Genomic DNA, 22,670 nt, shown 5'->3' on the forward strand with positions numbered 1-22,670 from the left:
TAGCAAAAATGCATTATGTATCCATATTGGAGGTTGACGATGGTAATACAAGAAGAAATCAATTGGGAAAAAAGCATTTTTAAAAAATTAGAATTTTTATATGGAACTCAAAGTAATTTAATCCTTGAAGATATCAAAGCATTGGTTAAAAAATACAAGCATAAAAAAAAGCCTTCTAAATCTTGGGTAGATGAAAATGATATAATTTTAATTACGTATGCGGATTCCATATATGAAAACGGACAGCTGCCTCTAAAAACTTTAAAGGAGTTTTTGGTTACTTATGTTAAAGATTCCATAAGCGCTGTACATATTTTGCCATTTTATCCTTACTCATCTGATGACGGGTTTTCTATCATTGATTATCGTCAAGTCAATCCAAAGCTGGGAGATTGGTGGGATATAAAGGCCATAGGCGAGAACTATGATTTAATGTTTGATGCGGTCATAAATCACGTATCAAAAAGCAGTGAGTGGTTCCAAAATTTTTTGGCAGGACATGAAGAGTACAACAATTACTTTATTGAAGCCGATCCTAACGGGGATTATAGCAAGGTGTCTCGGCCTCGTGCTTTGCCACTTCTTACACCATTTGAAACGGTGAACGGAAAAAAATATTTATGGACTACCTTCAGTGAAGATCAAATCGATCTTAATTACAAAAACCCGGCAGTGCTGTTAGAGATTCTTGAAATTTTAGCGATGTATGCTGCTAATGGCGCTCGCTATATTCGACTTGACGCCATAGGGTTTTTATGGAAGAAAAAAGGTACTACTTGTCTGAATCTGGACGAAACCCATATGGTGGTAAAAATAATTCGCGAAGTACTAGACAAAGTAGCACCGGGTACGATTTTAATTGCTGAAGCCAATGTTCCACACAAGGAAAATATAAGTTATTTTGGGGATGGATATGATGAAGCACATATGGTATATCAGTTTGCTCTTCCGCCCCTGACCTTATTTTCTTTTTATACCGGTAACGCTCAAAAGCTGCTTCAATGGGTTGATAATTTAAAACAGACCTCAGAAATGACAACATACTTAAATTTTCTTGCATCTCATGATGGCATTGGCATGCGTCCAACAGAAGGGATTCTAGAAGAAGAAGAAAGAGACCTGATGTTAAAAACCACTATTAAACATGGCGGGCTGATTTCATATAAAGACAACGGAAATGGGACAAAATGCCCCTACGAATTAAATATAAATTATTTAGATGCTCTAACTGATAGTAAGGAAGATGATGCAACCCGTGTTAATAGATTTTTAGCCGCTCATGGAATTCTATTGTCCCTTGTCGGAGTGCCGGGTATTTATGTTCATAGCTTACTTGGTTCAAGAAACTATTATAAAGGTGTCCAAGAATCAGGGATTTATCGCAGAATTAATCGTGAAAAGCTAGAAAAAAATATCCTATTTGCTGAATTAGAAACAAACACGATTCGCAGAAATATTTTCTATGGGTTATCCCGATTAATTAGCATAAGAAAAAAACAAAGCGCCTTTAGTCCGAGAGCAACTCAGAATGCTTTATTCCTAGATAGTCGTGTATTTTCTGTTTTAAGAACTAATGAAGATACAGGAGATCAAATTTTGGCCATGATAAACGTTTGCGGCGAGACAGTGCTGATTAATACAGCTTATTCAGGATATGAGCTGATAAGTAACAGGCGATTGGAAAATCAATTTGTTTTACAACCTTATCAAATTATGTGGGTGAAAATCAGCTAATTTATTGAGGTGATATTCTTGCGGTATGAGGCGGTTATCTTTGACCTGGATGGAGTTATTGCTGACACAGCAAAATTTCATTATGAAGCTTGGAAGAAAATAGCTGAAGAATTAGGAATTTATTTCGATGAGAAAATCAATGAAAGTCTTAAGGGAGTCAGCCGAATGGAAAGTCTAGAAATCCTTTTGAAGCAAAGCGAAAAAGAATACTCCCAGGAACAAAAAAACTATTTTGCGTCAAAAAAGAATGATTACTTTAAAAGCATGATACAAAAAATAACACCCGGCGATATATTGCCCGGCAGTATAGAATTAATAAAGATATTGAAAAGATATAACGTAAAGTTAGCCGTAGCATCGGCTAGCCGCAACGCAAACACAGTTTTAGAAAACTTGGGCATAAAGAGCGAATTCGATTATATTGTAGATGCTGCAAAAATAGTAAATGTAAAACCTGATCCGGAAATATTTCTTGCGGCTGCAGAAAATTTAGGAGTAGAACCGAAAAAGTGTGTTGGTATAGAAGATTCAGTAGCTGGAATTGAAGCAATTAAAAGAGCGGGAATGTTTGCTATAGGCATAGGAGATCCGACAATATTAAAAAAAGCCGATATGGTATTAGAAGATCTAAGATACACACAAAAAATTGTAAAATTAGTTATCGGGGAATGAATTATAAGGATGATTTTAGAGTAACAATAAGACTATATAATCACCGTCTTTATTATATCATATCGAGTAACTATGAATAGCTAGTAAAATCCCGAAATACTTAAAAAAGGCCGGATTCTAAGAAATGTAAAGAATTGCAGCCAAATAAGCAGGAGATATTTCATATATTGTTAACCATAATGGAAATTAAAGTTGACAATTACCCCTCCCTTTGCTATTATAAGAGAAAATATTATGGGAAGGGGTAATTTTTATGAACATAAAGACTAGGGATATGGCTTTAATAGCTTTATTTGCCGCACTTACGGCAATCGGGGCATTTATCAAAATACCTACCCCCCTTGTCCCTTTTACGCTGCAGTATTTGTTTTGTGCTTATTCAGGCATTCTGTTGGGCGCAAAGCGGGGTCTTTACTCACAACTTTTATATTTAAGCGTTGGCTTAATGGGTTTCCCGGTTTTTACTCAGGGAGGCGGCCCTATGTATATTTTCCAACCGACATTTGGCTACATAATAGGTTTTTCACTTTGCGCATATATTATAGGCAAACTTACGGAAAGATTGGATAAAATCACACTGACCAGCCTACTAGGCCCCATTTTGGCGGGTATGTCTATTGTGTACTCATGCGGTATTATTCACTTATATTTAATCATGAATTTCTATTTGGGCAAACCTATGTCATTTAAGGCAGCTGTAATTGCAGGATTATTCCCATTTGTGTTTTCTGATTTGATTTACAGTGTAGTAATCGCCCTTACAGCTACGGCAATCGTGCCTTCACTCCGAAAATTAGGTTTAGCAGATGAACCTCGCTAAAATTTAAATTTATGGTACCTCTTTTCTATCTATTTTTGAAATAAGAAGGTCATATAGCTTGTAGTTTCTATCATGTTACTTCCAAGCAATATGCCTGAGTTGGTGTAGCTTACCAGTGTAAAATCAGGGATGCCGGCGTTTTCCATGGCAAAAAATAGTGTGGCTAAAGACGCGGGAGAGTCCAGATGGTCATTTCCCATTAAAAAAATACTGTCCCAATTGTTGTCGTTTAGAGCTTTTAAAGTTTCTTTATCCATTTTCGCCGCTTCATCAGCAGTCAAATAATGAGAAAAATCCACTGAAGCTACAACTGTTGCTCCGTTTTGAATCAAGGACAAAAGGTTTTCAGCCAGCTTCTTTGTCTCTTTTTTTGATACATCATAATGGCATATAATAGGCAGCACCTTAGTGTTTGGCAAGTAATATTTTATAAAAGGCATGAGGTTGCCCATGGAGTGCTCGCCATCGAATACATACTCATCTTCTTTTGCTATATTGTAAGATACTAAGTAATCTACAGCCTCCATGTCTGCTTCTACCGTCCCAAAAGGCGTCTGCCATCCCAGCCGACTTACTAAAATTTTTGGACCCAGGTTTTTATGGTTAGGTCCCACCAAAATCAGCAAGTTGGGCGGTGCGTTTTGCATTTTGGAAAAGACATCGGCTATCATCCTGTGTGCCAGCAGATGATGAGGCACTACAGCTCCCCGAATCTTTTTATCCGAAGGAATCGGCTTTTGAGAAGATTCAGGTTTAAAATATCTAGGATCGAAGAAATTATTAGGGTGAACCTTAGAGGAGGAGGAAAATTGAGGCAAAAATTTCTCCTCCTCTGTTTTATTTGAGGCGCCTCCAATTACAAACATAACACAAAGTATTACAAAAAATACAGCTCTCCTCTTCATTTTATGCTCATCCTATCTTCCGAGCTCGCCCCATATACTATACCGCTTGTCATATGCTGAATTATAGCAGGCTCTGCCTTAAACTCGCCGGGATTGACAATTCTTGCATAGTAATTTAAGGTCCAATTCTTCTTTTCGTAAACTACAAACATCACCTTTTGACCATCTATTAATATTGGATATTGAGTATATTTGTCGCCTGCTCCCCGATAAAATGGCATTTCGACCATCTTAAGCCCTGCCGGCAGCAAATCAGTCAGAAGATACGGTCCATCAGGAGCTGTTTTGCCAAACTCATAAGAAATACTCACTTTAATTAAATCTCCTGCCTTAAAGGAAGTTTTAGCCTTGCCTTCAGATGATTGATAGCTTCGGCTGATTTTTACACCATCTAGGCTTGAAACAGCAGAGGCATCGAAAGACTTTGGATAAACAGCTGTAATTCCCACCTTGCCCCGGAAGTTCTTAAATTTTAATCCTGCAAGTTTTTCAGGTGCAACCAGCAAAGAAAAAGTCTTACCGGGCTCAAGTGTCACCTTTTCTGTTTTGCCTTCTAGCACATATTCAAAGCTTGCCTGATTTTTTGGCAGATTCGGAAGAGCATTTTCAAGGAACATTAATTCTTCAATGTAAAAAAGCTCATCTTTCGGCAGATTTTCTGCAACATATGCTTCTAGCTTGTTCTGCTCTGGCATATTAAGACCTGCGCAAATCGCCGATGCAAGAGATGTGGCTTCCAATATATCATCTTGATCCGTTCCGTATTTTATACGCATTTGGGTTTGCAGGTTTTCTCCGTATTTCGTTAAAACTTCTTTGATACATGTGGATGCTGAGGGCTTGTCTCCGATTTCAAGAAAAGCCAAGGAAAGATAAAGCTGCTCCTTTACAGTAAGATCCTTTTGTGAAGAAAAAATTTTAAGTTCTGTAAGCACCGGCTCATTTAAAGCCGAAAGGCCGCAAAGAGCTATCATGCTTCTTTCTCGACTTTCTGTAGGATCTTCTGCAATCTTATAAAAATAGTTTGCAAGGGCTGCCTTATCAAATTCATTGCCGCATAAGGCAGCAAGCTTTGTCGAAAGTTCCAAATCGGCACTGCTATAAGGAAGAAGCGCAATACCGCCTTCTTCGGTTTGATACTTAAGAAGATTTATGTCTTCTTTACTTCCCGCCGCAATTCCCAGATCCAAGTCATTGAAATATTCCTTAAGCAACTTTTGAGCTTTTATCGCTGCAAGCTGCTGGTCTATTCTGCTGCCATCAACCCATCTGAGTTTGAAAAGCATATTTAAATATTGACTGCGTTCGTAGTCGCTAAAGGTTAAAGTTGTAAGTGTATTTTCAGCACCGGATATTTTAAGGTCTTCGCTCATCAGCCAAAAATCAACCTGCTGTTTTGTAAGCAAACTGTCTAAAACATTAAAGTTTAAGATTAATTTATCTGCAAGATCGCCGGAGGTCTTTGCGGCAATAGCAAGTTCATAGTTTCCTTTTTCTAAAGCAGGAAGCGAGAATCCGGTAGATGTAAAAGCACTGCCGCTCAGTTTTCTAGATATGGCGCTATTTAGTCCTTTAAGTGTTATCTCGTAAGATACCGGCATTCCTGACTTTATTTTAGCGCCAAAAGCGCGAATAGGTATTACAGGTTTATCGCCGGTAAGATAAGTGTCATTTGTAACGGCAGTTACAAAAAATGGCAGTTTAACGACGATGGGAGCTGTTTTTGTCCCAGCAAAAATGTCCTCTGTTACTGCTTGACATGTAAGCCTCCAAGATGTCAGATTATCAGGGACGCTAAATGAAAACTTTGCTTTTCCGTTCTTATCTGTGCCAACTGTTTTAAAGAGCACTGCATCCTTAAAGTCTCTCCGCTCAGAACCTCCTTCGCCTCCGCCTTCAGCCCCAGATCCCATCGAGCCGTCAGGGCTTTCGTGAGTATAACCGGTCATGCGTATACCTGAATCGTAAAAATCGCTATATATGCTGTATAATATATCTGTATACTCTTGGCGTAATGCATACAGCGCTTCATCCACTAAATTCACATTAACCAGTGCTTTAATAGGTTTGCCATTCTTATCTTTTACTTCAATTACCGCATTTACTGTATCTCCCGGCTTGTATTCGCTTTTATCTGTTTCGATGCCAATATCAAGCTCCTTTTCTTTGGAATCGTATCTTACCAAGAAATCAGAGGCTTCATGGTAATATCGCCCATCAAAGTAAACTCCTTTAACCCAAAAGTTTGGGATAAATTCTTCTTTAAAGACGCTCTGAAACTTCGGATCATCTTTTACATAGCTTTCCTTAATCCCATCTCGCGATGTGATAAACAGGAAGCCCTTAGGTCTGGATGACAGCGGAGCCTCGTTTTGCTTCATTGAAAGCTCTACATTTTCATTGACTTTGTAAGAATCTTTACCATCCATATAATACCATGTATAACCGTAATATTTAGGTTTGCCGCTTCCAGAAATCCCATATTCGCATACAGCAGGATTACCCCTAAAATCTACTGCAGTGATCTCGATAATATAAGAGTTCTCAGATTTTACCGGAATATCAAGCAAAGCCTTTCCATCTTTGCCGGTTGTAGTCTCGATTTCAGATTCTAAGACCTTGCTGAATTCATATTCATAACGCGGCTGAACCTTCTTATTTATAAAATCGTAATATGTGCCACTCTCATGTTTTTTCCACACTTCCCGGAAGACTCGAACTTTAAGAGGGTGGTTTGCTGCAGGACCGCTTATATAAGAGTTTTCATCACAAGGATCTGATGTGCCGCTGTTGACCTTATCTACCGTAAGCCTGTCAACGGATACCTGGATTTTACCGATTCTGTTTTTAATATCGCCTGCTGCACTGATTTTAATATCATTATTTAGCACAAAAAGGGGTGCTTCGGCACTAATGTCTCCGGCTTCAGGCAGTTTTGCGGTAAGAAATAAAATGGCATATTGAAGAAATCCGTATTCTTGCTTGAATTCGGGAGAAAAACTAATTGTGGCACTACCTTCGCTATTTGTAACGACGTTTCCGCGGCTGTAGTCATGTATGTAATATTCTAAAGAGGTATTTGGCACAGGAGTTCCTTCGAAAAAGGCGGCTTTAACTTCAAAATCAACTTTATCGCCTACATATACAGCCTTTTTGGAAGATGAAATCTCCAGCTGATAGGCAGGCTTATCATAGGTCGCAACCTCAAATCCTTTAGATGAGAGGACATTGCTGCCTTGCTTTACTTCTAGAAAATAATAACCCGGAATCAAATTTGGAAGCTTAAAACTTCCTGTATAACTGAAGCCATCTAAGGAGATATTTTTTGTCTCTATGGGTATGGCATTTTCTACTTGAGACGATATTAAAGACACAGTTATATCATTAATAGGCTTTGCGCCGCTTTCTCTCGGCTTAACCAATCCCCAGAAATTAACAGTGCTGTCAGGCTTATACAAAGGCCTGTCAAGATATAGATACTTCCAGTAACTTTTTGCAGAATCATCCAGATCCTGATCGAAATAAAACTGGTAGCCGGGATAAATAGCCGCCACTGCTTCCTTGCCGTCTTTTGAAACGATAGGATAAACTTGAGTAAAACTGCTGTCCAGGCCTGAAATTTTGGCTAATCCGGTATCGTCTGTGGTGGAAGATGCTTTTTGCTGCCAAATCCTTACATTGGCTTTAGGTACCGGTTTGCCAGATGTCAAATCATTTACCCAAACAAGAGTCTGTTCTTTGTCTACGGCTGCGTATACCGCAAGGTCGGTAACCTCAAACCACACCTGGTATGTCTTGCCCTCTTTTGTAACAGCTTGGGCTATATAGTAGCCGGGAGGCATAACATCCGGAAATTCAACAAAAGTTGTATCATCGAAATTTCTTACAGGTAAAGAAAATTTTGCAGCAGATTCTAGCCCCGATATATCTTCTCGATAATTTTGTCGGCTTAAATAAGCCCAAAACGGTATTTCTTGTCTTTTGCTTAAGGCATTTATATAATCATCGGCTGTTTTATATTTATATACAGTAAAGTCAATGCTTTTAGGCAGTGAATTTTTGTTCAAACCATAATATCCGAATTGGAAAACAGGGTTTTCAGACGACGAAAATTCACTGACAGGTCTGAAAAAAGTAAGCTCTGTTCTTTGATCATCTTGAGATTTTTCCAAAGTTTCAAACTGAAAAGCATAGTCTTCCTTCAAAGTTTGGCTGCTGCCGGAAAGAGGCAGACCCTTCTTGATTGTAACAGTATACAGAGTCTCAGGCTCTAAACCCTTTGGCACAAATACCGCCGTTTTTTTATGAATTTCAAAACTGCCCTCTACTGCCGGAGTGATGCTAAAGAATTTTGGCAGATTTTCGAAATTTACATGGCTAAATGTGATTTCAATGCCTGTATTTTGAGGAACGCCGGTAGCTTGATTTGCGGGAAGCGTAGATATTACCTTAAAATCTCCCTTTGTTTGAAATGCCCACATGAAAGGGGTGGAAGTATCCCCTGAAGAAAGGATAAATTTATATATTTTTTGAGGCTCTAACGGCCGGGTTGGCGAGATAATAACTTTTTTATTATCTTTAGAATCCCTTGAAACAGTAAAGTCCAGCGCAGGCTCTACTGAAAGATTTTCACGGATGAATTTTGGATCAAGGGCAGAATTTGCCGAAAGGACGAATTTGGTATCGACAGCAGCGCCTGCACTATCTTCATCGGTGGGCTTCATAGTAATCTCAGACGCAAGAGCTATACTGGAAGGGCGCATATTTATATATAAACTCAGACCTAAAACCAAAAATATTATTAACGCAACAAAGATAGCGGCATAATGTTTTGATTTTTTCATTTTTTCATCTCCCTGGTTTTACCTTCTCATAATATAGACGATAGGTCAAGAAAATTGTTCCGGAAAAATAAAAAGATATGCACCCTTGCAAAACCGCTTGATGATTTACGCATCTTCCGCAATGTAAAGGCAGCATATCTAAACTAAAATCAGAACTGTTATTGTTTTTGAGCCTCGGCTATAAGTTTTTTAATTTGCCCTTTAGTGAGCACCTTGCCGGATGATTTAACCTTACCGTCAATTATTAAGGCCGGGGTCAAAAGTATATCGTATTCCAAGATTTTTTTAATTTCGGTTATCTTTTCCACATTTACGTTTATACCAAGTTCTTTTACAGCTTCCTGAGTGTTCTTTTCTAAGATTTTACACTTAGGACAACCTGTACCTAAAACTTTTATATCCATAAGCATTCCTCCTTAGCTTTATAATAACATTATTTTCTAATATCTCGCAATAGAAGCCTTAAAAAAGAATGTTGATTTATTAGGCTGTAAAGGTTGACACAAGCAGAATATATCGATATCCTAGTTATAGGTGAGTGGTTGAAGGCGAAAATTAGCGTATTGATTAGATAAGGGAAGGAGTTGGTAAATCAATGACCGTATTCGACATTTTAAAGGCATTTTGGGAAACAGCAAAAAATGTTTTGCCAATAGTTCTGTTCTTATGCGTTTTTAAAGTGATCATTTTAAGAAAACCATTGGAAGAAATAAACACTCTTATTATCGGGACGCTCCTTAGCATAATAGGACTTCATCTGTTTTTGAAAGGGATATCCCTTAGTTTGATTCCGCTGGGGGATTCAGTAGGAGAAAATCTGGTAGTGCTTAATAACAAATACCTGATTGCGATATTCGCTTTTGTGGTAGGATATTTTGCAACAATGGTAGAACCCGGCCTTAAGGCTCTTGCTATGGAAGTAGAAGAAATTTCAACAGGAGCTATACCTATGAATGTGCTGATAAAAGCTGTAGGAATAGGCTTTGGAGTGGGGATGAGTTTAGGAATTGTGAAGATACTAAATAACATACCAACCAAAACCATTCTTTTCCCTGTGCTGCTTCTGGCAATGGTTTTGGGTTATTTTGCACCTAGAGAGTTTGTGGATATTGCAATTGACTCAGCCAGTGCAACGACAGGACCTGTAAACATACCGCTTAATATGGCTATCGCTCTTGGCCTTTCGAAAATACTGGAAACTTCAGACCCGTTACTTAATGGTTTTGGAATAATAGGTCTTACTTCCATGGGTGCGGTAATTTCAGTATTGGTGTTAGGCGTATTAACTAGAATTTAAGGAGGGATAAAGGTGACCGAAGTTATGGCTATTGTGGCAATTGTTGAAAGGGGTAGAGCTGATTATGTAGTAAAACGGGCTAAAAAGGCGGGAGCTCAAGGAGCTACTATATTATATGGTCGCGGTACCGGAGAAAGCGAAGCAAAAAAGTTTTTGAATGTGCATATCGAATCTTCTAAAGAGATTATCTTAATACTAACTGAAAAAGAGAAATGCAGGCAGATATTTGAAGAAATAGTTGAAGCAGGCAAACTCAAAGAACCGGGAACAGGTATAATATTTACATTTCCTATCTCGAATTTGGTCGGCCTGCATCACCGCGAAAATTTTTCTTTAGATTAGATGTTAATTTTCCATGAACCTATTTAAAACGGGATATCATTACTTAAGAGCCTTATTGCAGAAGAACCTTAAAAGACGCCTTAGTATAAGATTCCGCTTTATTTTATGTCCTAAATATGACCTTTACAAATATAAACACTTCCTGTGCTTGCGCTAAACACCTTGACCTTTATTGTCTTCGTTAAAAAGTTCGGCAATTCCTCCTGCCAGCTCAGTTTTCTTAGTTTGCTATCCCCAGCTCTTCTTTAACAAAGTTAGGGAGAGCAAAACAACTTTCTATGATTTCCCGATTCACATATTTAGTTTCCTTATCAAATTTGCCGGGATCTACATCAGAATATTTTTTAGAACCTATAGTAAAAGTCCAGAATCCGCCGGGATATGTAGGAACCGTTGCCATATAAGGTTTTACAATGGGGAAAAGACTGCTTAAATTTTTATATATCCTGGTAAAGATTTCAGTATAGAAGATAGGTGATTCGCTTTGGCACACCATTAGACCATCTTTACACAAATTGTCATAAACATCTTTGTAAAAGTCAAGTTCAAAAAGTTTAACTGCCGGTCCTACAGGGTCAGAGGAGTCGATAATAATTACGTCATACAGATAATCTCGTTTTTCTTTAACATAACAGGTTCCATCTTGGAAAATAAAGTTTACCCTGGGATCAGGTTTGCCGCCGGAAACCTCAGGCAAGTATTTAAGGGATGTCCGGACTACCATTTCATCTATTTCTACCATATCAATTCTTTCTACATTAGAATACTTAGAAACTTCTCTTGCAACTCCGCAATCGCCGCCCCCTATTATCAGCACATTTTTGGGACTGGGGTGGATATTTAAAGGCACGTGCGAAATCATCTCATTGTAGATATATCCATCGCCGCTTGTGGTTTGGACGGCATCGTCTAACACCAGCATCCGCCCAAAATCGTAAGAATCAAGTACTATTATTTCCTGGAGCGGTGAATTTTCTCTATATACTACTTCTTTTATGCGATAATCAATTTTAAGGTTGTTCCGATCTATCTCGGTGAACCACAGATCATCTCCTATTCTTTGCAAGCATTCTTCTGTTTTCATTACAGAACCCCCTTAGCGGTTTATTATAAAGCTGTAATACATGATAGCATGTATCGAGAAATTTAGCAAAAAGCCAAGGGGAAGCAATGAGGATTAGTCTAAAATATTTTCAAACAACATCTGATTGCGATATAATAAAGAGAGGATAAGTTGTGTAGAACAAAATAAGTGCTAAACTTGCAAAATTAGCTTGCAACTAAGCATACAATCAATTGAAAGGAGTTTTACAATGAAAGAACTACATATTTCTGAAGTGTCTGAAGAAATAATAAATGAATTGCCGGGTGGCGCATTGCTTACAGTGAAGTCTAAAAACGGCTTGAACACCATGGTAATAGGCTGGGCGACTTTGGGACGTGTCTGGAATAAGCCTATACTTACGGTTATGGTCAGATTTTCTAGATTTACTCATGATATTATTAAAGATGCTGATTCTTTTACAGTAAGTTTTTCAACAAAAGGCAAATTAAAAGGGGCTATAGCAGGATGCGGCAGCAAAAGCGGAAGAGATATTGACAAGTTTAAGGAATTCAACTTAACGCCTTCTTATGTTGAAGGCATAGAGTCACCGTATATTGCCGAGGGAGACCTGCACATTATCTGCAAGATAGTCTATAAGAACACTATGGAACCGGAGCTTCTCTCTGATGAGATAAAAGAGCGCTGGTACAGTGACAATGATTACCATACTATTTATTACGGAGAAGTTATTAAGGTATTGGCAGATGAATAAAAAGAATGCCTGCATGTGTTTATGAAAGTCGTAGAAAGCAATAAACTAAAACAAGGCCTTTGTTATAAAATGGCCTTGTTTTAGTTTGTGTACATTTACATATTCGAACAATGAATTTTTACAGGACACTCGCTGCAAAGAGGCCCTTTATTTTTGCAGCATTCCTTTCCGAGACGTACTATTAAAGCATGATACTCGTTAAATAAAGCTGCATCAAGAGGCAGGTTATCCATAAAAAAACTCTGCATTTCATCATAACTTACATCAGGACAGAAAAATCCCAACCGCGAAAAAATTCTCCGCGTATAAGCATCAACGACAAAAATTGGTTTTTCGGCTGCATATAAAATTATTGAGTCAGCGGTTTCTGGCCCGATTCCTTTTATGCCTAAAAGTTGGTCTCGCATTTGGGAAACATCGTTTTTAAAAAAATTATGAATATCTCCTTCATAATTCCGGGCGATATATTGGCAAAAATTTTTTAGCTTTTTTGCTTTTTGATTATAGTACATAGTAGATCTTATAAGTCCGGCAAGTTTTTCATTATCTGCTGAAAGTATGGCCTCTAGAGACATCAATCCTTCTTTTTTTAAATTATCAATGGCTTTTTCTACATTTTTCCATGAAACGCTTTGAGTTAAAATGGCGCCGACAATTACCTCGAAATCATCATCGGCAGGCCACCAGTGCTGAGGGCCGAAAGCTTGGAACATGTCGTTGTAGATATTTAGTAAAGTTTCTTTCGGCAAAAATCCAACCTCCATCCTAAAAAGTTATTACAAGTCCTCCAATTCCCGTATATGCCCCAACAGTAGGACCGACGGGATAAATTAAAACATTTTGGCAGTTATATCTATTTATAATTTCGGTTTTTATAAGCTCTGCATCTTGAAGATTTTGAGCATGTGTAATACAGACAGTAGTATTTGACAGATTCCCATTTCCCCTCTCGCCTATCAATGAAATAAGCCGCTCTACTGCTCTTTTATTTCCTCGGACTTTTTCAAGAGGGACCACTTCGCCTTCAATGCCCTCACATATAAGTTTAATATTCATTATACTTGCAACCGTTCCTTGAAACCGTGTTATGCGGCCGCCTTTGACTATATTTTCCAGTGTCTGAAGGTATACAAAAATTGTCATATGCCGGCGAAACTCCGAAAGGGCATCTACAATTTCTGCCATAGAGCATCCTTTATCTCTCATATCTACTGCTTTCATGACCTGAAGCGCATGTCCTGATGATGCAGCAAGAGAATCAAAGACCGTAACCGGTATAGATGTCATAGTCTTTGCTACATTTGCCGATTGAAAAGTGCCGCTGAGCTTTGACGAAATAGTTATGCATAAGATTTCATCCCCCGGCGAAGCTGTTTCTTCAAAAACTTTCAAAAATGCTGCCGGCGATGGCTGAGTTGTTTTCGGCAAAGTGTTTGATGATGTCATTTTTTTATAAAATTCTTCCGGAGTGATGTCAATCTTTTCCCTATACTCCGCATCCGGAAATATTATAGTCAGCGGGACGATGGGGATGTGATGTGCCGCAAGATATTCATCCGGCAAATCACAAGAACTGTCGCTTACAATGTGTATCACTGCTTTTCCTCCTAAAAATTATTCGTACTTCAAGTTGAGTTTTTCCGCAATATCACAAAATACCTTTCCTATACTATCATGTATCACTATCTTTGCTCTTTCGTCAAGGGGAGTCGGGTCTCGGTTGATTATGGAAAATTGTCGGCAGTAAAGCGGAAGTTCCGCTACGGGGTAAACCTCTAAGCTGCTGCCCACAACAAGCAAGAAGTCACATTTTTTGACGGCTTTTAAGGCTTCATAAAAATCTTTATTCATCGGGTCTCCAAAGAGAACAACGTCAGGTCTTACAAGGCTGCCGCATATCTCGCATCGCGGCGGGTTAATACCTTCATAGAACTGTGTTACAATATCATTGAAATCATATTTATTAGTGCAATTAATACAGTGAGCCGTCCTGAGATTACCGTGGACCTCAAAAAGGTTTTTAGAGCCTGCTTTGTAATGAAGATTATCAATGTTTTGTGTGATTACCCCCTTAATATAGCCCTCCCTTTCCATGGCGGCTATTATGCGGTGAGCCGCATTTGGCTGAGCCTTGGCATACTTTGCCCAGTGCGGTATATTAAAACTAAAAAATTCTTCAGGATGTGAAAGCATAAATGTCACACTTGCCATTTTAGTAGGATCGACTTTTTCCCAAAGGCCTGTACCTTTACTCCGGTAGTCAGGGATGCCGCTTTCAGTGCTGATGCCGGCGCCAGTTAAAACTATCGCATTTCTAGAGGATTTTAATAAATCCACAAGTGCATCAATCATTTAGATCGCCTCTTTGCCCCATATTCTACTATGTTATATTATAGCGAAATTTTGCTTACTTTTCTAGACGAATCTATCATTAACGGCATCTGTTTATTGTAATACAAAGAAAATATGAGAAAAACAGTGAAGATCAGGGGAGCTCGAATGCATCCAATTACAAAAAAGGAATTTTGAGGGCGAAAATAGAATATGTAAGATGAGTTCGACGTTAATTTAATTTAAATTATAAATGTTATTTAATTTCAAGAGAAGAGGGATTACAAAATTGCCGTTAGAAAACCTGGAAAAGGAACTTCAAGAAATAGCTGAGGCTATAATGTCTGTTACAGGTCTTGATGTAACCATCCTTGATAGCTCGTTGAAAAGAATAGCCGGAACTGGAAAATACCGCGAAAAGATAGGTAAATATGCCGCAAAAAATTCTGTTTTTGAAAAGTGCATAAAAACCGGCAAAGAATATGTTATTACGGAACCGAGAACTTGCACTGAGTGCATAAACTGCAGCGGCAAAAAGAACTGCCGGGAAGAGGCGGAGGTTTGTTATCCTATAGAAAGCGATGAAGGCATTGCAGGTGTAATCGGAATGATAGCCTTTAGTCCTGAGCAAAAAGAAGCCTTTATAAGAAATCAACTTAAGTACATGAACTTTGTAAGCCGCATGAGCAAATTAATAGCTTCAAGCATTAAGGAAAAGATTTTACATCAAGAGCTGCAGTATAAGTCTATTGAGCTTAAAACAATTATCGATTCAGTAGATGATGGGATTCTTGCAATAGATAACAACAAAAAGATCTTATGTGCAAATCGATGTGCATATAAAATCTTTGGTGTGAAAGATGAAATAATAGGGAAAAATATTGAGGAATTATTTTTCGAAAATAACTTAATAAAAGCGCTAACAATAACCGACGAAATAAAAGATCGGGAAGAAATCATAAAAATACATGGCAAAACTTTTCGGTTTTTGATTTCTATTAAACCAATTATTTTTAATGAAAGAAAAACCGGAACTGTAGTTATTTTTAAAGATTTTAACAAACTTCACCATTCAATTTTCAGAATAAGCGAAAATACAGAACCTTTTACTTTCTCTAAAATATTAGGGAATAGTCCAGCTTTTACAATGGTAAAAGAACAGGCTAGACAAATAGCGGATCAAGACATAACAGTATTACTTCTTGGAGAAAGCGGGACAGGAAAAGAACTTTTTGCAAGAGCAATTCATCATGAAAGTTCAAGAAGGAATGAAATATTTTTGCCCATAAACTGTGGTGCTATTCCAGACAGTCTTATAGAAAGCGAGCTCTTTGGTTATGAAAAAGGCACTTTTACCGGTGCAAATCCAAAAGGAAAGGTAGGGAAATTTGAAAGCGCAAGCGGCGGGACCGTTTTTTTAGATGAAATAGGTGATTTACCGCTTCACATGCAGGTTAAAATTTTAAGAGTTTTACAAGAAAAAGAAATTTATAGAGTTGGGGGGATCTCACCCGTCAGAATAGACGTACGGATAATTGCAGCTACGAACAGAGACCTTCAACTAATGGTTCAGAAAGGTGAATTTCGCGAAGATTTGTTTTATCGATTAAATATAGTTCCAATTAAAATTCCGCCACTTAGGGAACGTTTTGAAGATATTTTAGAACTAGCTGAAGCTTTTCTACAACGATATACGAAAATTTATAATAAGGATATTAAGGGAATTTCTAAAGATGCAAAAAAAATTTTACTTTCATATTCATATCCTGGCAATGTTCGAGAATTAGAAAACCTTATAGAATATAGCGTTATCTTTGAAAAAGACCATTTTATTCAAGAAGAAACGCTTTTGAAAAAGATTAAATTAGAAGAGCCTAGCCTCAAAACAGGAATAGAAAGAAGAGGACTCAAAGAAATGGTAGCAAGATATGAAAAGCAGATAATAGAAGATTTGCTGCATAGTTATGGCGATAGTACAGGAGCTAAACGAGATATAGCTAAAAAATTAAATATAAGCCAAGCTACTTTATATCGGAAACTAAAAGAACTAAATCTAGATAGATAAGAATAAATTTTTCTTAATAGTTAAAAATATGTTTTTAATAAGCATAAATTATATTCTCAAAATTGATAATGACATTCTCAAAATTGATAAATCAACATTTAATAGGCATTGTTGTTGTTTTTATAGCAATATTTTGTCAAATTTGATAAAAACATTTAATAAGTTTTTCATGATTAATCACAAATATCGATATAAAGATATTAACAAAATAAGATTCTTAAAAAAGAATTTGTAAAAATAACTCTTGGCATAAAATTTGCACTCTATATTTATATATTTAATAAATGAAAAAAATAATTTAAGTTTTAAAGATTTTTTCGAAATATTATTAATGATTATATTTAAATTTTACTTATTAGTAAGATTATTTTTATTTTATATAAGCATTCTAATATTGTAAATTAAATATAAATTGAGGAGGATTATATGTGGAGAAAAACGAACTACTTAGTAATATTCTAAAATTTGAAGTAACTCCTGCATTAGGATGTACTGAGCCTGTGGCAGTTGCATATGCTGTAGCTAAAGCTAAGGAAACTGTTTCTGGTAAAATAGAAAAACTAGATATAATTGTAGATCGTAATGTATTTAAAAATTCTATGGCTGTTAAAATACCTGGAAGCGACAAAAAAGGTTTAAAATTTGCCGGAGCATTGGGAATAGTTGGTGGAAACTCAAACTATAAATTAGAAGTATTAAAAGATATATCTAAAAATGACATTGTAAAAGCTCAGCAATTGGTAGAGCAAGATATTATTCATGTAAGTTTGAAGAATGATGCTAAAAACTTGTATATCGAAGTAGTTGCCTGGACATCAAATGAAAATGCACGAGTAGTTATAGAAAATAAACATGATGAAATTACACTTATTGAAAAAAATGGAAAGGAGGTATATCAAAAAAATCCCTCATTAGAAGATAGAGATTCATATATGGAGCTTATCAAATCATTTATGATAGCTGATTTTAAGAAATATGCTGATGAAATTGAATTGGATAAAATCCAGATTGTGGAGCAAGGGATTAAAATGAACAAAAGAATGGCAGAGGCTGGTTTGAAGAATATTTGCAAAACAGCAAGCATTGATGTCCCGGATGAAAAAGTTGATTTTACAAAATATGCAAAAATGTTGACTTCTGCTGCATGCTATGCACGCATGTCTGGCTATCTTTTACCGGTTATGAGTTGTGCTGGTAGCGGTAATCATGGACTTACAGCAATATTGCCAGTAGTTGCAGCAGGAGAAGTAAAGGGTATAAATTCTGAGACTGTAGCCAGAGGAGTAACTTTAAGTCTTTTAATTACAATTTTTGTTAAAAGCTTTACAGGAATTCTTTCCCCTGTTTGTGGATGCGGAGTGGCTGCTGGCGTTGGGGCAAGTGCAGGGATTACTTACATTTTAGGGGGGACCTTAAGCCAAATAGAAGGAGCTATAAATAATATGATTGGAGGCATTCCGGGTATAATATGTGATGGTGGTAAACCTGGATGCGCATTTAAACTTTCAATTTCATCTAACGCAGCAGTCGAAGCTGCAATAATGGCCTTAAACGACTTCTTTATATCCTCAGAAGAAGGAATAGTAGCTAAAACAGCTGAAGATTCAATTAAAAATCTGGGCAAAGTTTCAACTGAAGGAATGCATGATACTGATGAAGTTATATTAGAAGTTATGATGACAAAATCTGTGTAGTTTTGTTGAAATAATAAAAATATAAGGCGGAGGTCAACGAAATGGCAAGAATGGATGGATTACAAGATTTTGTTTTTAATGAGCCAACAAAGATTATTTATGGGGAGGGATGTCTAAGAGAACTCAAAAATGAACTTATACGATTAGGCTCTAAATCAGTTTTAATAGTTTGTGATCAAGGAATAGTAAAAGCAGGTATTGCAGATGAGGTTGTGGAAATTGCAAAGGAAATACCAAAGGTACAAACACATTTGTATGATAAGATAATTGTAAATCCTCTTGACATCACAATGGATGAAGGTTATGAATACGCCAGAGAAAAAAACGTTGATACTGTGGTGGGTGTTGGAGGAGGTAGTTCGATGGATTCCGCCAAAGGCATAGCATTGCTTATGACCAATGGCGGAAAAATGCGCGAGTATTTAATGGAGGGCAAAATAGTTAGTAAATTAATTGCACCGACTATTTGTATCCCAACTACAGCAGGCACAGGGAGTGAAGTTACAAGAACGGTTGTAGCAACAGATCATATAACAAAATTTAAAGATGGCTTTAAATATGCTGACACGATGTACGCAGATGTAGCAATCCTTGATCCGACATTAATGCGAAATTTACCACCTCCTACTTTAGCTGCTTGTGGAATGGATGCACTTACTCATGCAATAGAATCATATGTTACATGGAAGGCGAATCCCATTACAGATGCACTAAATATTTATGCAATTAAACTTATCGGAGGAAATATAGGAAAAGCCTTTTCACAGCCAGAAAATTTTGACGCAAAAGGTAAAATGTTGCTAGCTTCAGCTATTACTGGAATAGCCTTTGATCAAGCAGGTTTAGGTCTAGCACATTGTATGGGACATCCTATGGGAGGATTATTTAATGTTTCTCACGGAGTAGCATGCGGAATGGCATTGCCAGTGGTTATGGAATTTAATTTAATATCGAATACTAAAAAATTTGTAGACATTGCAGCAACACTTGGCGGAAATATAAACGATCTTAACGAGTATGAGGCTGCGCAAAAATCGGTATCTATAGTAAAAGATCTATTAAAGATTTTACAATTACCAACGACTCTTGGCGAAGTAGGCATTAAAGAAAAAGATATTTCACAACTAGCCAAGGATGCAATGGGTTTTCCCGGAATGAGAGGAGCGAATCCGAGGATCGCGACACAAACAGATATTGAAAACTTATTTAAAAAGCTTCTATAAAAACTTTTATATTTTTAGGAAAGAGGATTCATTTGGAAAATATCATTGTGCTAAATGAAAATGATAATGTAGGCAATGCTATAACGGACATTAAGCCAAAGCAACTTATTTCGTATTTATTGAATGGTAAAATATGTAAAATTATGGCGGAAGAAACTATACCATTTGGTTTTAAGATTGCATTAAGAGATATAAATAAGGGCGAGCCTATAATAAAATATGGAGAAATAATTGGGCAAAGTACCATAAATATACCTAAAGGACATTTAGTTCATGTGCATAATATGGAGGGACGAAGAGGACGCGGAGACTTAAAATCAAAATATTAAGAAAAGGTGTTATATACCATGAAAATATTAGGATATAAAAGAACCAACGGAAAAGTTGGTATAAGAAATTATTTGTTAATATTGCCTGTTACACGCGGATGCCACATGTTAGCAGTAAAAATAGCTGAAAATGTTAGATACGCTAAGGTATTTATTCCATGTGATGAAGACGGGCGATGTTCTGAAGATAGAAAAACAATCTCAAGAGTCTTTATAGGATTAGGACAAAATCCAAATGTCGGGGCTGTTTTAATAATTTGTAACAAAAAAAATAGCGGATATGATGAACTGTTGCCAGAATATATAACATCTGAAATAAGCATATCTGGTAAAAATGTATACTTACTGGATGTTAGTGAAGAAGGCGGTCTTTATAATGCCCTAGGAAAAGGAATAAGAATATCCCGACGGATGCTTCTCGAGATATCAGAAATCCAAAGAAGCTTTATAGATTTTAGTAAATTAGCAATTGGTATAAAATGTGGTTTATCTGATGCTACATCAGGCATTTCAGGAAATCCAACTGTTGGATATTTAGCAGATGAACTTGTTGACAAAGGAGGAACAGTATTTTTTTCAGAAACTACTGAAATTATAGGGGCAGAAGATATATTAGCAAAGCGATGCAAAAATGAAACTATAAAAAAGGCGTTTCTCGATTGCGTATACGACACAGAAAAAAAAGCTAAAGCCATTGGCGAAGATATAAGATCCATAAATCCTATACCTGCAAATATTGAAGCTGGTATAACGACATTAGAAGAAAAATCTCTGGGTGCCATTGCAAAAACAGGACACGGAACTATAAACGGAGTTTTAAAGTATGGAGAGCAACCAAAAGAAAATGGCCTTTATTTTATGGACGCATGGATGTCATCTACATCTTTGTTTATTGGATATGCTGCTGCAGGTGCCAATATAATCATATTTCAAATGGGAGGAGGAGCTTTGCCCGAAGATCCTCCTATGCCAGCTGTATCAACGGGTATAGTTGCTCCAATATTTTACACGACTGGCAATCCCAGGACTTACGCAAAATCGCAAGATGAAGTAGATTTTAATTGCGGCACGATAATTGATAAAAAAGAAAATATAAAGCATGCTGGACTAAGATTAATTCATGATATAAGTAAAATAGCTTCAGGAAAACTTACAAAGATGGAAACTTGGAATTATCAAGATCCTGTGGAGATATTTTTAGAGGGCCCAAAACTTTAGGAAATAAAGTCAATTGATTTTTATCGGAATTTAATTTGAGGAGGAGAGACAATGTAAAGTGAAGTAAGATAAAATATTTTTCTAAGTAGATATTTATATTTTGAAAGGAGATAAGAAGATGATAAAAAACAGGTCATTAGTAATATGCATGATTTGTTTGTTTATAGTTGGTCTACTAAGCGGTTGCGGCGGCAAATCAAATAATACATCAGCAAACAATAACGAAGAAATAGTGATCGGCGTATACTTACCAATGACTGGCCAGAATGCTGCTGGCGGACAAATGTCAATGGAAGGTATAAATTTAGCTCATGAACAAAAAGGCGAAGTTCTGGGCAAAAAAATTAAGTTAGTATTAGTAGATGATAAAAGTGATAAAGTTGAAGCTGCTAATGCAGTTAATCGGTTAATTGAAAAAGAAAAAGCCGTTGCTATCATCGGTAGTTACGCTAGCTACCTGGCGATACCAGGAAGTGAAGTAGCAAATAAGGCCAAGATACCAATGATGGCTAATACCGCTACTAATCCATTAGTAACATTAAATAAAGAATATGTATTTAGAGCATGCTTTATTGATCCTTTACAAGGGACAGCATTAGCTAATTTTGCTACAGATGAATTAAAAGCTAAAACGGCGATGATAATCCTTGATAGAGCAAATGATTATTCAGTAGGACTTGCTAATTACTTTAAAGAAGCATTCGAAAAAGCAACTAGCTCTACGATTGAAGAACTCAAATACAACAGCGGGGACCAGGATTTTTCTGCACAACTTACAGTTGTAAAAAGCAAGAATCCTGATATACTTTTTATACCAGCAGGCAATTATGGCGATGCTGGGCTTATAGCCAAGCAAGCAAGAGATTTGGGCATAACAAGTACTTTTATGGGGGGAGATACGTGGGATACCCCTGAATTTGCTCAAATTTGTGGATCAGCTATTGAAGGAAGCTACTTTAGTACTCACTTTGATCCTGAACAAACAAGCGAATCTGCAAAAAAATACTGTGAGGCTTTTTATAAAAAATATAATAAACAATCAAGCTCTGCGGCAGCTTTGAGCTATGATGCTTATATGCTTGTTGTAAATGCAATAGAAAAAGCTGGTTCGACAGATCCAAAAGCAATTCGAGATGCATTAGCTAGCACCAAAGATTATCAAGGCGTGACAGGAGTTTTTACATTTGATGAAAACAACAACCCTATGAAAGACGTGGTAATTGAACAAATTAAAGATGGAAAATTTAATTTTGTTACACTAGTGAGACCGCATTAAAGGATAAAGTAAAATTAATCAAGATAATTCAAATAAGTAGTATAATAAACTGCAGAAACACACATTAGTAAAAAATAAATTTAAAATATTCATCTTTATGTCT

19 protein-coding genes are annotated in these 22,670 nt (G+C 36.8%); 12 read left to right on the forward strand and 7 right to left on the reverse strand.

Features of this window, described 5'->3' with window-relative positions; genetic code table 11:
• The first annotated feature begins 39 nt into the window (after nt 1-39).
• The 3 genes from BUE08_RS09335 (at nt 40) to BUE08_RS09345 (ending at nt 3,226) form a co-directional block, all read left to right on the forward strand.
• Nucleotides 40-1,734 carry a sugar phosphorylase gene (locus BUE08_RS09335; RefSeq protein WP_286680800.1) on the forward strand — a complete coding sequence of 565 codons (1,695 nt, stop codon included), beginning with the start codon at nt 40-42 and terminating at the stop codon, nt 1,732-1,734.
• A gap of 18 nt (nt 1,735-1,752) precedes the next feature.
• Nucleotides 1,753-2,406 (forward strand): beta-phosphoglucomutase, encoded by a 654-nt coding sequence (gene pgmB / locus BUE08_RS09340; protein WP_059032246.1) that lies wholly within the window; start codon nt 1,753-1,755, stop codon nt 2,404-2,406.
• 253 nt (nt 2,407-2,659) lie between these two features.
• Nucleotides 2,660-3,226, forward strand: a complete 567-nt coding sequence (locus tag BUE08_RS09345) for a biotin transporter BioY (protein ID WP_286680801.1) — start codon at nt 2,660-2,662, stop codon at nt 3,224-3,226.
• Nucleotides 3,227-3,255: 29 nt separating this feature from the next.
• On the opposite strand, the gene amrB is transcribed toward BUE08_RS09345, so the two are convergent.
• From amrB to BUE08_RS09360, 3 genes are all read right to left on the reverse strand, one after another.
• The gene (gene amrB, locus BUE08_RS09350) at nt 3,256-4,131 is read right to left on the reverse strand and encodes an AmmeMemoRadiSam system protein B (RefSeq protein ID WP_286680802.1); all 876 of its coding nucleotides are present in this window, start codon (nt 4,129-4,131) and stop codon (nt 3,256-3,258) included.
• Nucleotides 4,128-8,975, reverse strand: coding sequence for an Ig-like domain-containing protein (locus BUE08_RS09355; protein WP_286680803.1), 4,848 nt, complete (start codon nt 8,973-8,975; stop codon nt 4,128-4,130). The genes amrB and BUE08_RS09355 overlap by 4 nt, the downstream gene beginning before the upstream one ends.
• 158 nt (nt 8,976-9,133) lie before the next feature.
• Nucleotides 9,134-9,379, reverse strand: a complete 246-nt coding sequence (locus BUE08_RS09360) for a thioredoxin family protein (RefSeq protein WP_059032254.1) — start codon at nt 9,377-9,379, stop codon at nt 9,134-9,136.
• 191 nt (nt 9,380-9,570) lie between these two features.
• Here BUE08_RS09360 and BUE08_RS09365 point away from each other — a divergent pair, with 191 nt between their 5' ends.
• On the forward strand, nt 9,571-10,272 hold the full coding sequence (locus BUE08_RS09365; RefSeq protein ID WP_273038775.1) for a DUF1538 domain-containing protein: 702 nt from the start codon (nt 9,571-9,573) through the stop codon (nt 10,270-10,272).
• Between the two features lie 12 nt (nt 10,273-10,284).
• Nucleotides 10,285-10,614, forward strand: a complete 330-nt coding sequence (locus BUE08_RS09370; protein WP_059032257.1) for a P-II family nitrogen regulator — start codon at nt 10,285-10,287, stop codon at nt 10,612-10,614.
• A gap of 220 nt (nt 10,615-10,834) precedes the next feature.
• Here the strand turns inward: BUE08_RS09370 and speE are convergent, their stop codons facing one another.
• Nucleotides 10,835-11,698 carry a polyamine aminopropyltransferase gene (speE, locus tag BUE08_RS09375; RefSeq protein WP_286680804.1) on the reverse strand — a complete coding sequence of 288 codons (864 nt, stop codon included), beginning with the start codon at nt 11,696-11,698 and terminating at the stop codon, nt 10,835-10,837.
• A gap of 229 nt (nt 11,699-11,927) precedes the next feature.
• On the opposite strand from speE, the gene BUE08_RS09380 reads away from it, so the two are divergent.
• Nucleotides 11,928-12,431: a flavin reductase family protein gene (locus tag BUE08_RS09380; protein WP_213996352.1), complete on the forward strand. Its 504-nt coding sequence runs from the start codon at nt 11,928-11,930 to the stop codon at nt 12,429-12,431.
• Between the two features lie 95 nt (nt 12,432-12,526).
• Here BUE08_RS09380 and BUE08_RS09385 read toward each other — a convergent pair whose 3' ends face one another.
• Genes BUE08_RS09385 through BUE08_RS09395 form a run of 3 tightly spaced genes read right to left on the reverse strand, consistent with a single transcriptional unit; the run spans nt 12,527 to nt 14,783 of the window.
• Complete coding sequence (locus BUE08_RS09385; RefSeq protein WP_059032265.1) at nt 12,527-13,180, reverse strand: endonuclease III domain-containing protein; 654 nt, start codon at nt 13,178-13,180, stop codon at nt 12,527-12,529.
• A gap of 16 nt (nt 13,181-13,196) precedes the next feature.
• Complete coding sequence (locus BUE08_RS09390) at nt 13,197-14,027, reverse strand: DegV family protein (RefSeq protein WP_286680805.1); 831 nt, start codon at nt 14,025-14,027, stop codon at nt 13,197-13,199.
• Nucleotides 14,028-14,045: 18 nt separating this feature from the next.
• A complete protein-coding gene (locus tag BUE08_RS09395; protein ID WP_213996354.1) occupies nt 14,046-14,783 on the reverse strand; it encodes an NAD-dependent protein deacylase in 738 nt (245 codons plus the stop codon).
• Nucleotides 14,784-15,051: 268 nt separating this feature from the next.
• Between BUE08_RS09395 and BUE08_RS09400 the strand changes: the two genes are divergently transcribed.
• The 6 genes from BUE08_RS09400 to BUE08_RS09425 all read left to right on the forward strand — a co-directional run bounded on the left by BUE08_RS09400 (nt 15,052) and on the right by BUE08_RS09425 (nt 22,567).
• Nucleotides 15,052-16,827, forward strand: a complete 1,776-nt coding sequence (locus BUE08_RS09400; protein WP_286680806.1) for a sigma 54-interacting transcriptional regulator — start codon at nt 15,052-15,054, stop codon at nt 16,825-16,827.
• Between the two features lie 428 nt (nt 16,828-17,255).
• Nucleotides 17,256-18,521 carry an L-cysteine desulfidase family protein gene (locus BUE08_RS09405; protein ID WP_286680807.1) on the forward strand — a complete coding sequence of 422 codons (1,266 nt, stop codon included), beginning with the start codon at nt 17,256-17,258 and terminating at the stop codon, nt 18,519-18,521.
• Nucleotides 18,522-18,562: 41 nt separating this feature from the next.
• Nucleotides 18,563-19,744: an iron-containing alcohol dehydrogenase gene (locus BUE08_RS09410; RefSeq protein ID WP_286680808.1), complete on the forward strand. Its 1,182-nt coding sequence runs from the start codon at nt 18,563-18,565 to the stop codon at nt 19,742-19,744.
• 32 nt (nt 19,745-19,776) lie between these two features.
• A complete protein-coding gene (locus BUE08_RS09415; protein WP_286680809.1) occupies nt 19,777-20,073 on the forward strand; it encodes a UxaA family hydrolase in 297 nt (98 codons plus the stop codon).
• An 18-nt stretch (nt 20,074-20,091) separates the two neighbouring features.
• Entirely contained in the window at nt 20,092-21,291 is a 1,200-nt protein-coding gene (locus BUE08_RS09420; RefSeq protein ID WP_286680810.1) for a UxaA family hydrolase, read from the forward strand.
• Between the two features lie 118 nt (nt 21,292-21,409).
• Entirely contained in the window at nt 21,410-22,567 is a 1,158-nt protein-coding gene (locus BUE08_RS09425) for an ABC transporter substrate-binding protein (RefSeq protein WP_286680811.1), read from the forward strand.
• The last annotated feature ends 103 nt before the right edge of the window (nt 22,568-22,670 follow it).

The sequence above is a fragment of the Tepidanaerobacter sp. EBM-49 genome (assembly GCF_001896645.1).
Classification (GTDB): Bacteria; Bacillota; Thermosediminibacteria; order Thermosediminibacterales; family Tepidanaerobacteraceae; genus Tepidanaerobacter; species Tepidanaerobacter syntrophicus.

What these genes read in the sequence shown, in the direction of transcription:
- BUE08_RS09335 (WP_286680800.1), top strand. Translation starts at nt 40, where the DNA reads ATGGTAATACAAGAAGAAATCAATTGGGAAAAAAGCATTTTTAAAAAA.
- BUE08_RS09345 (WP_286680801.1), top strand. Translation starts at nt 2,660, where the DNA reads ATGAACATAAAGACTAGGGATATGGCTTTAATAGCTTTATTTGCCGCA.
- amrB (WP_286680802.1), bottom strand. Translation starts at nt 4,131, where the DNA reads ATGAAGAGGAGAGCTGTATTTTTTGTAATACTTTGTGTTATGTTTGTA.
- BUE08_RS09355 (WP_286680803.1), bottom strand. Translation starts at nt 8,975, where the DNA reads ATGAAAAAATCAAAACATTATGCCGCTATCTTTGTTGCGTTAATAATA.
- BUE08_RS09360 (WP_059032254.1), bottom strand. Translation starts at nt 9,379, where the DNA reads ATGGATATAAAAGTTTTAGGTACAGGTTGTCCTAAGTGTAAAATCTTA.
- BUE08_RS09365 (WP_273038775.1), top strand. Translation starts at nt 9,571, where the DNA reads ATGACCGTATTCGACATTTTAAAGGCATTTTGGGAAACAGCAAAAAAT.
- speE (WP_286680804.1), bottom strand. Translation starts at nt 11,698, where the DNA reads ATGAAAACAGAAGAATGCTTGCAAAGAATAGGAGATGATCTGTGGTTC.
- BUE08_RS09380 (WP_213996352.1), top strand. Translation starts at nt 11,928, where the DNA reads ATGAAAGAACTACATATTTCTGAAGTGTCTGAAGAAATAATAAATGAA.
- BUE08_RS09395 (WP_213996354.1), bottom strand. Translation starts at nt 14,783, where the DNA reads ATGATTGATGCACTTGTGGATTTATTAAAATCCTCTAGAAATGCGATA.
- BUE08_RS09410 (WP_286680808.1), top strand. Translation starts at nt 18,563, where the DNA reads ATGGCAAGAATGGATGGATTACAAGATTTTGTTTTTAATGAGCCAACA.
- BUE08_RS09420 (WP_286680810.1), top strand. Translation starts at nt 20,092, where the DNA reads ATGAAAATATTAGGATATAAAAGAACCAACGGAAAAGTTGGTATAAGA.
- BUE08_RS09425 (WP_286680811.1), top strand. Translation starts at nt 21,410, where the DNA reads ATGATAAAAAACAGGTCATTAGTAATATGCATGATTTGTTTGTTTATA.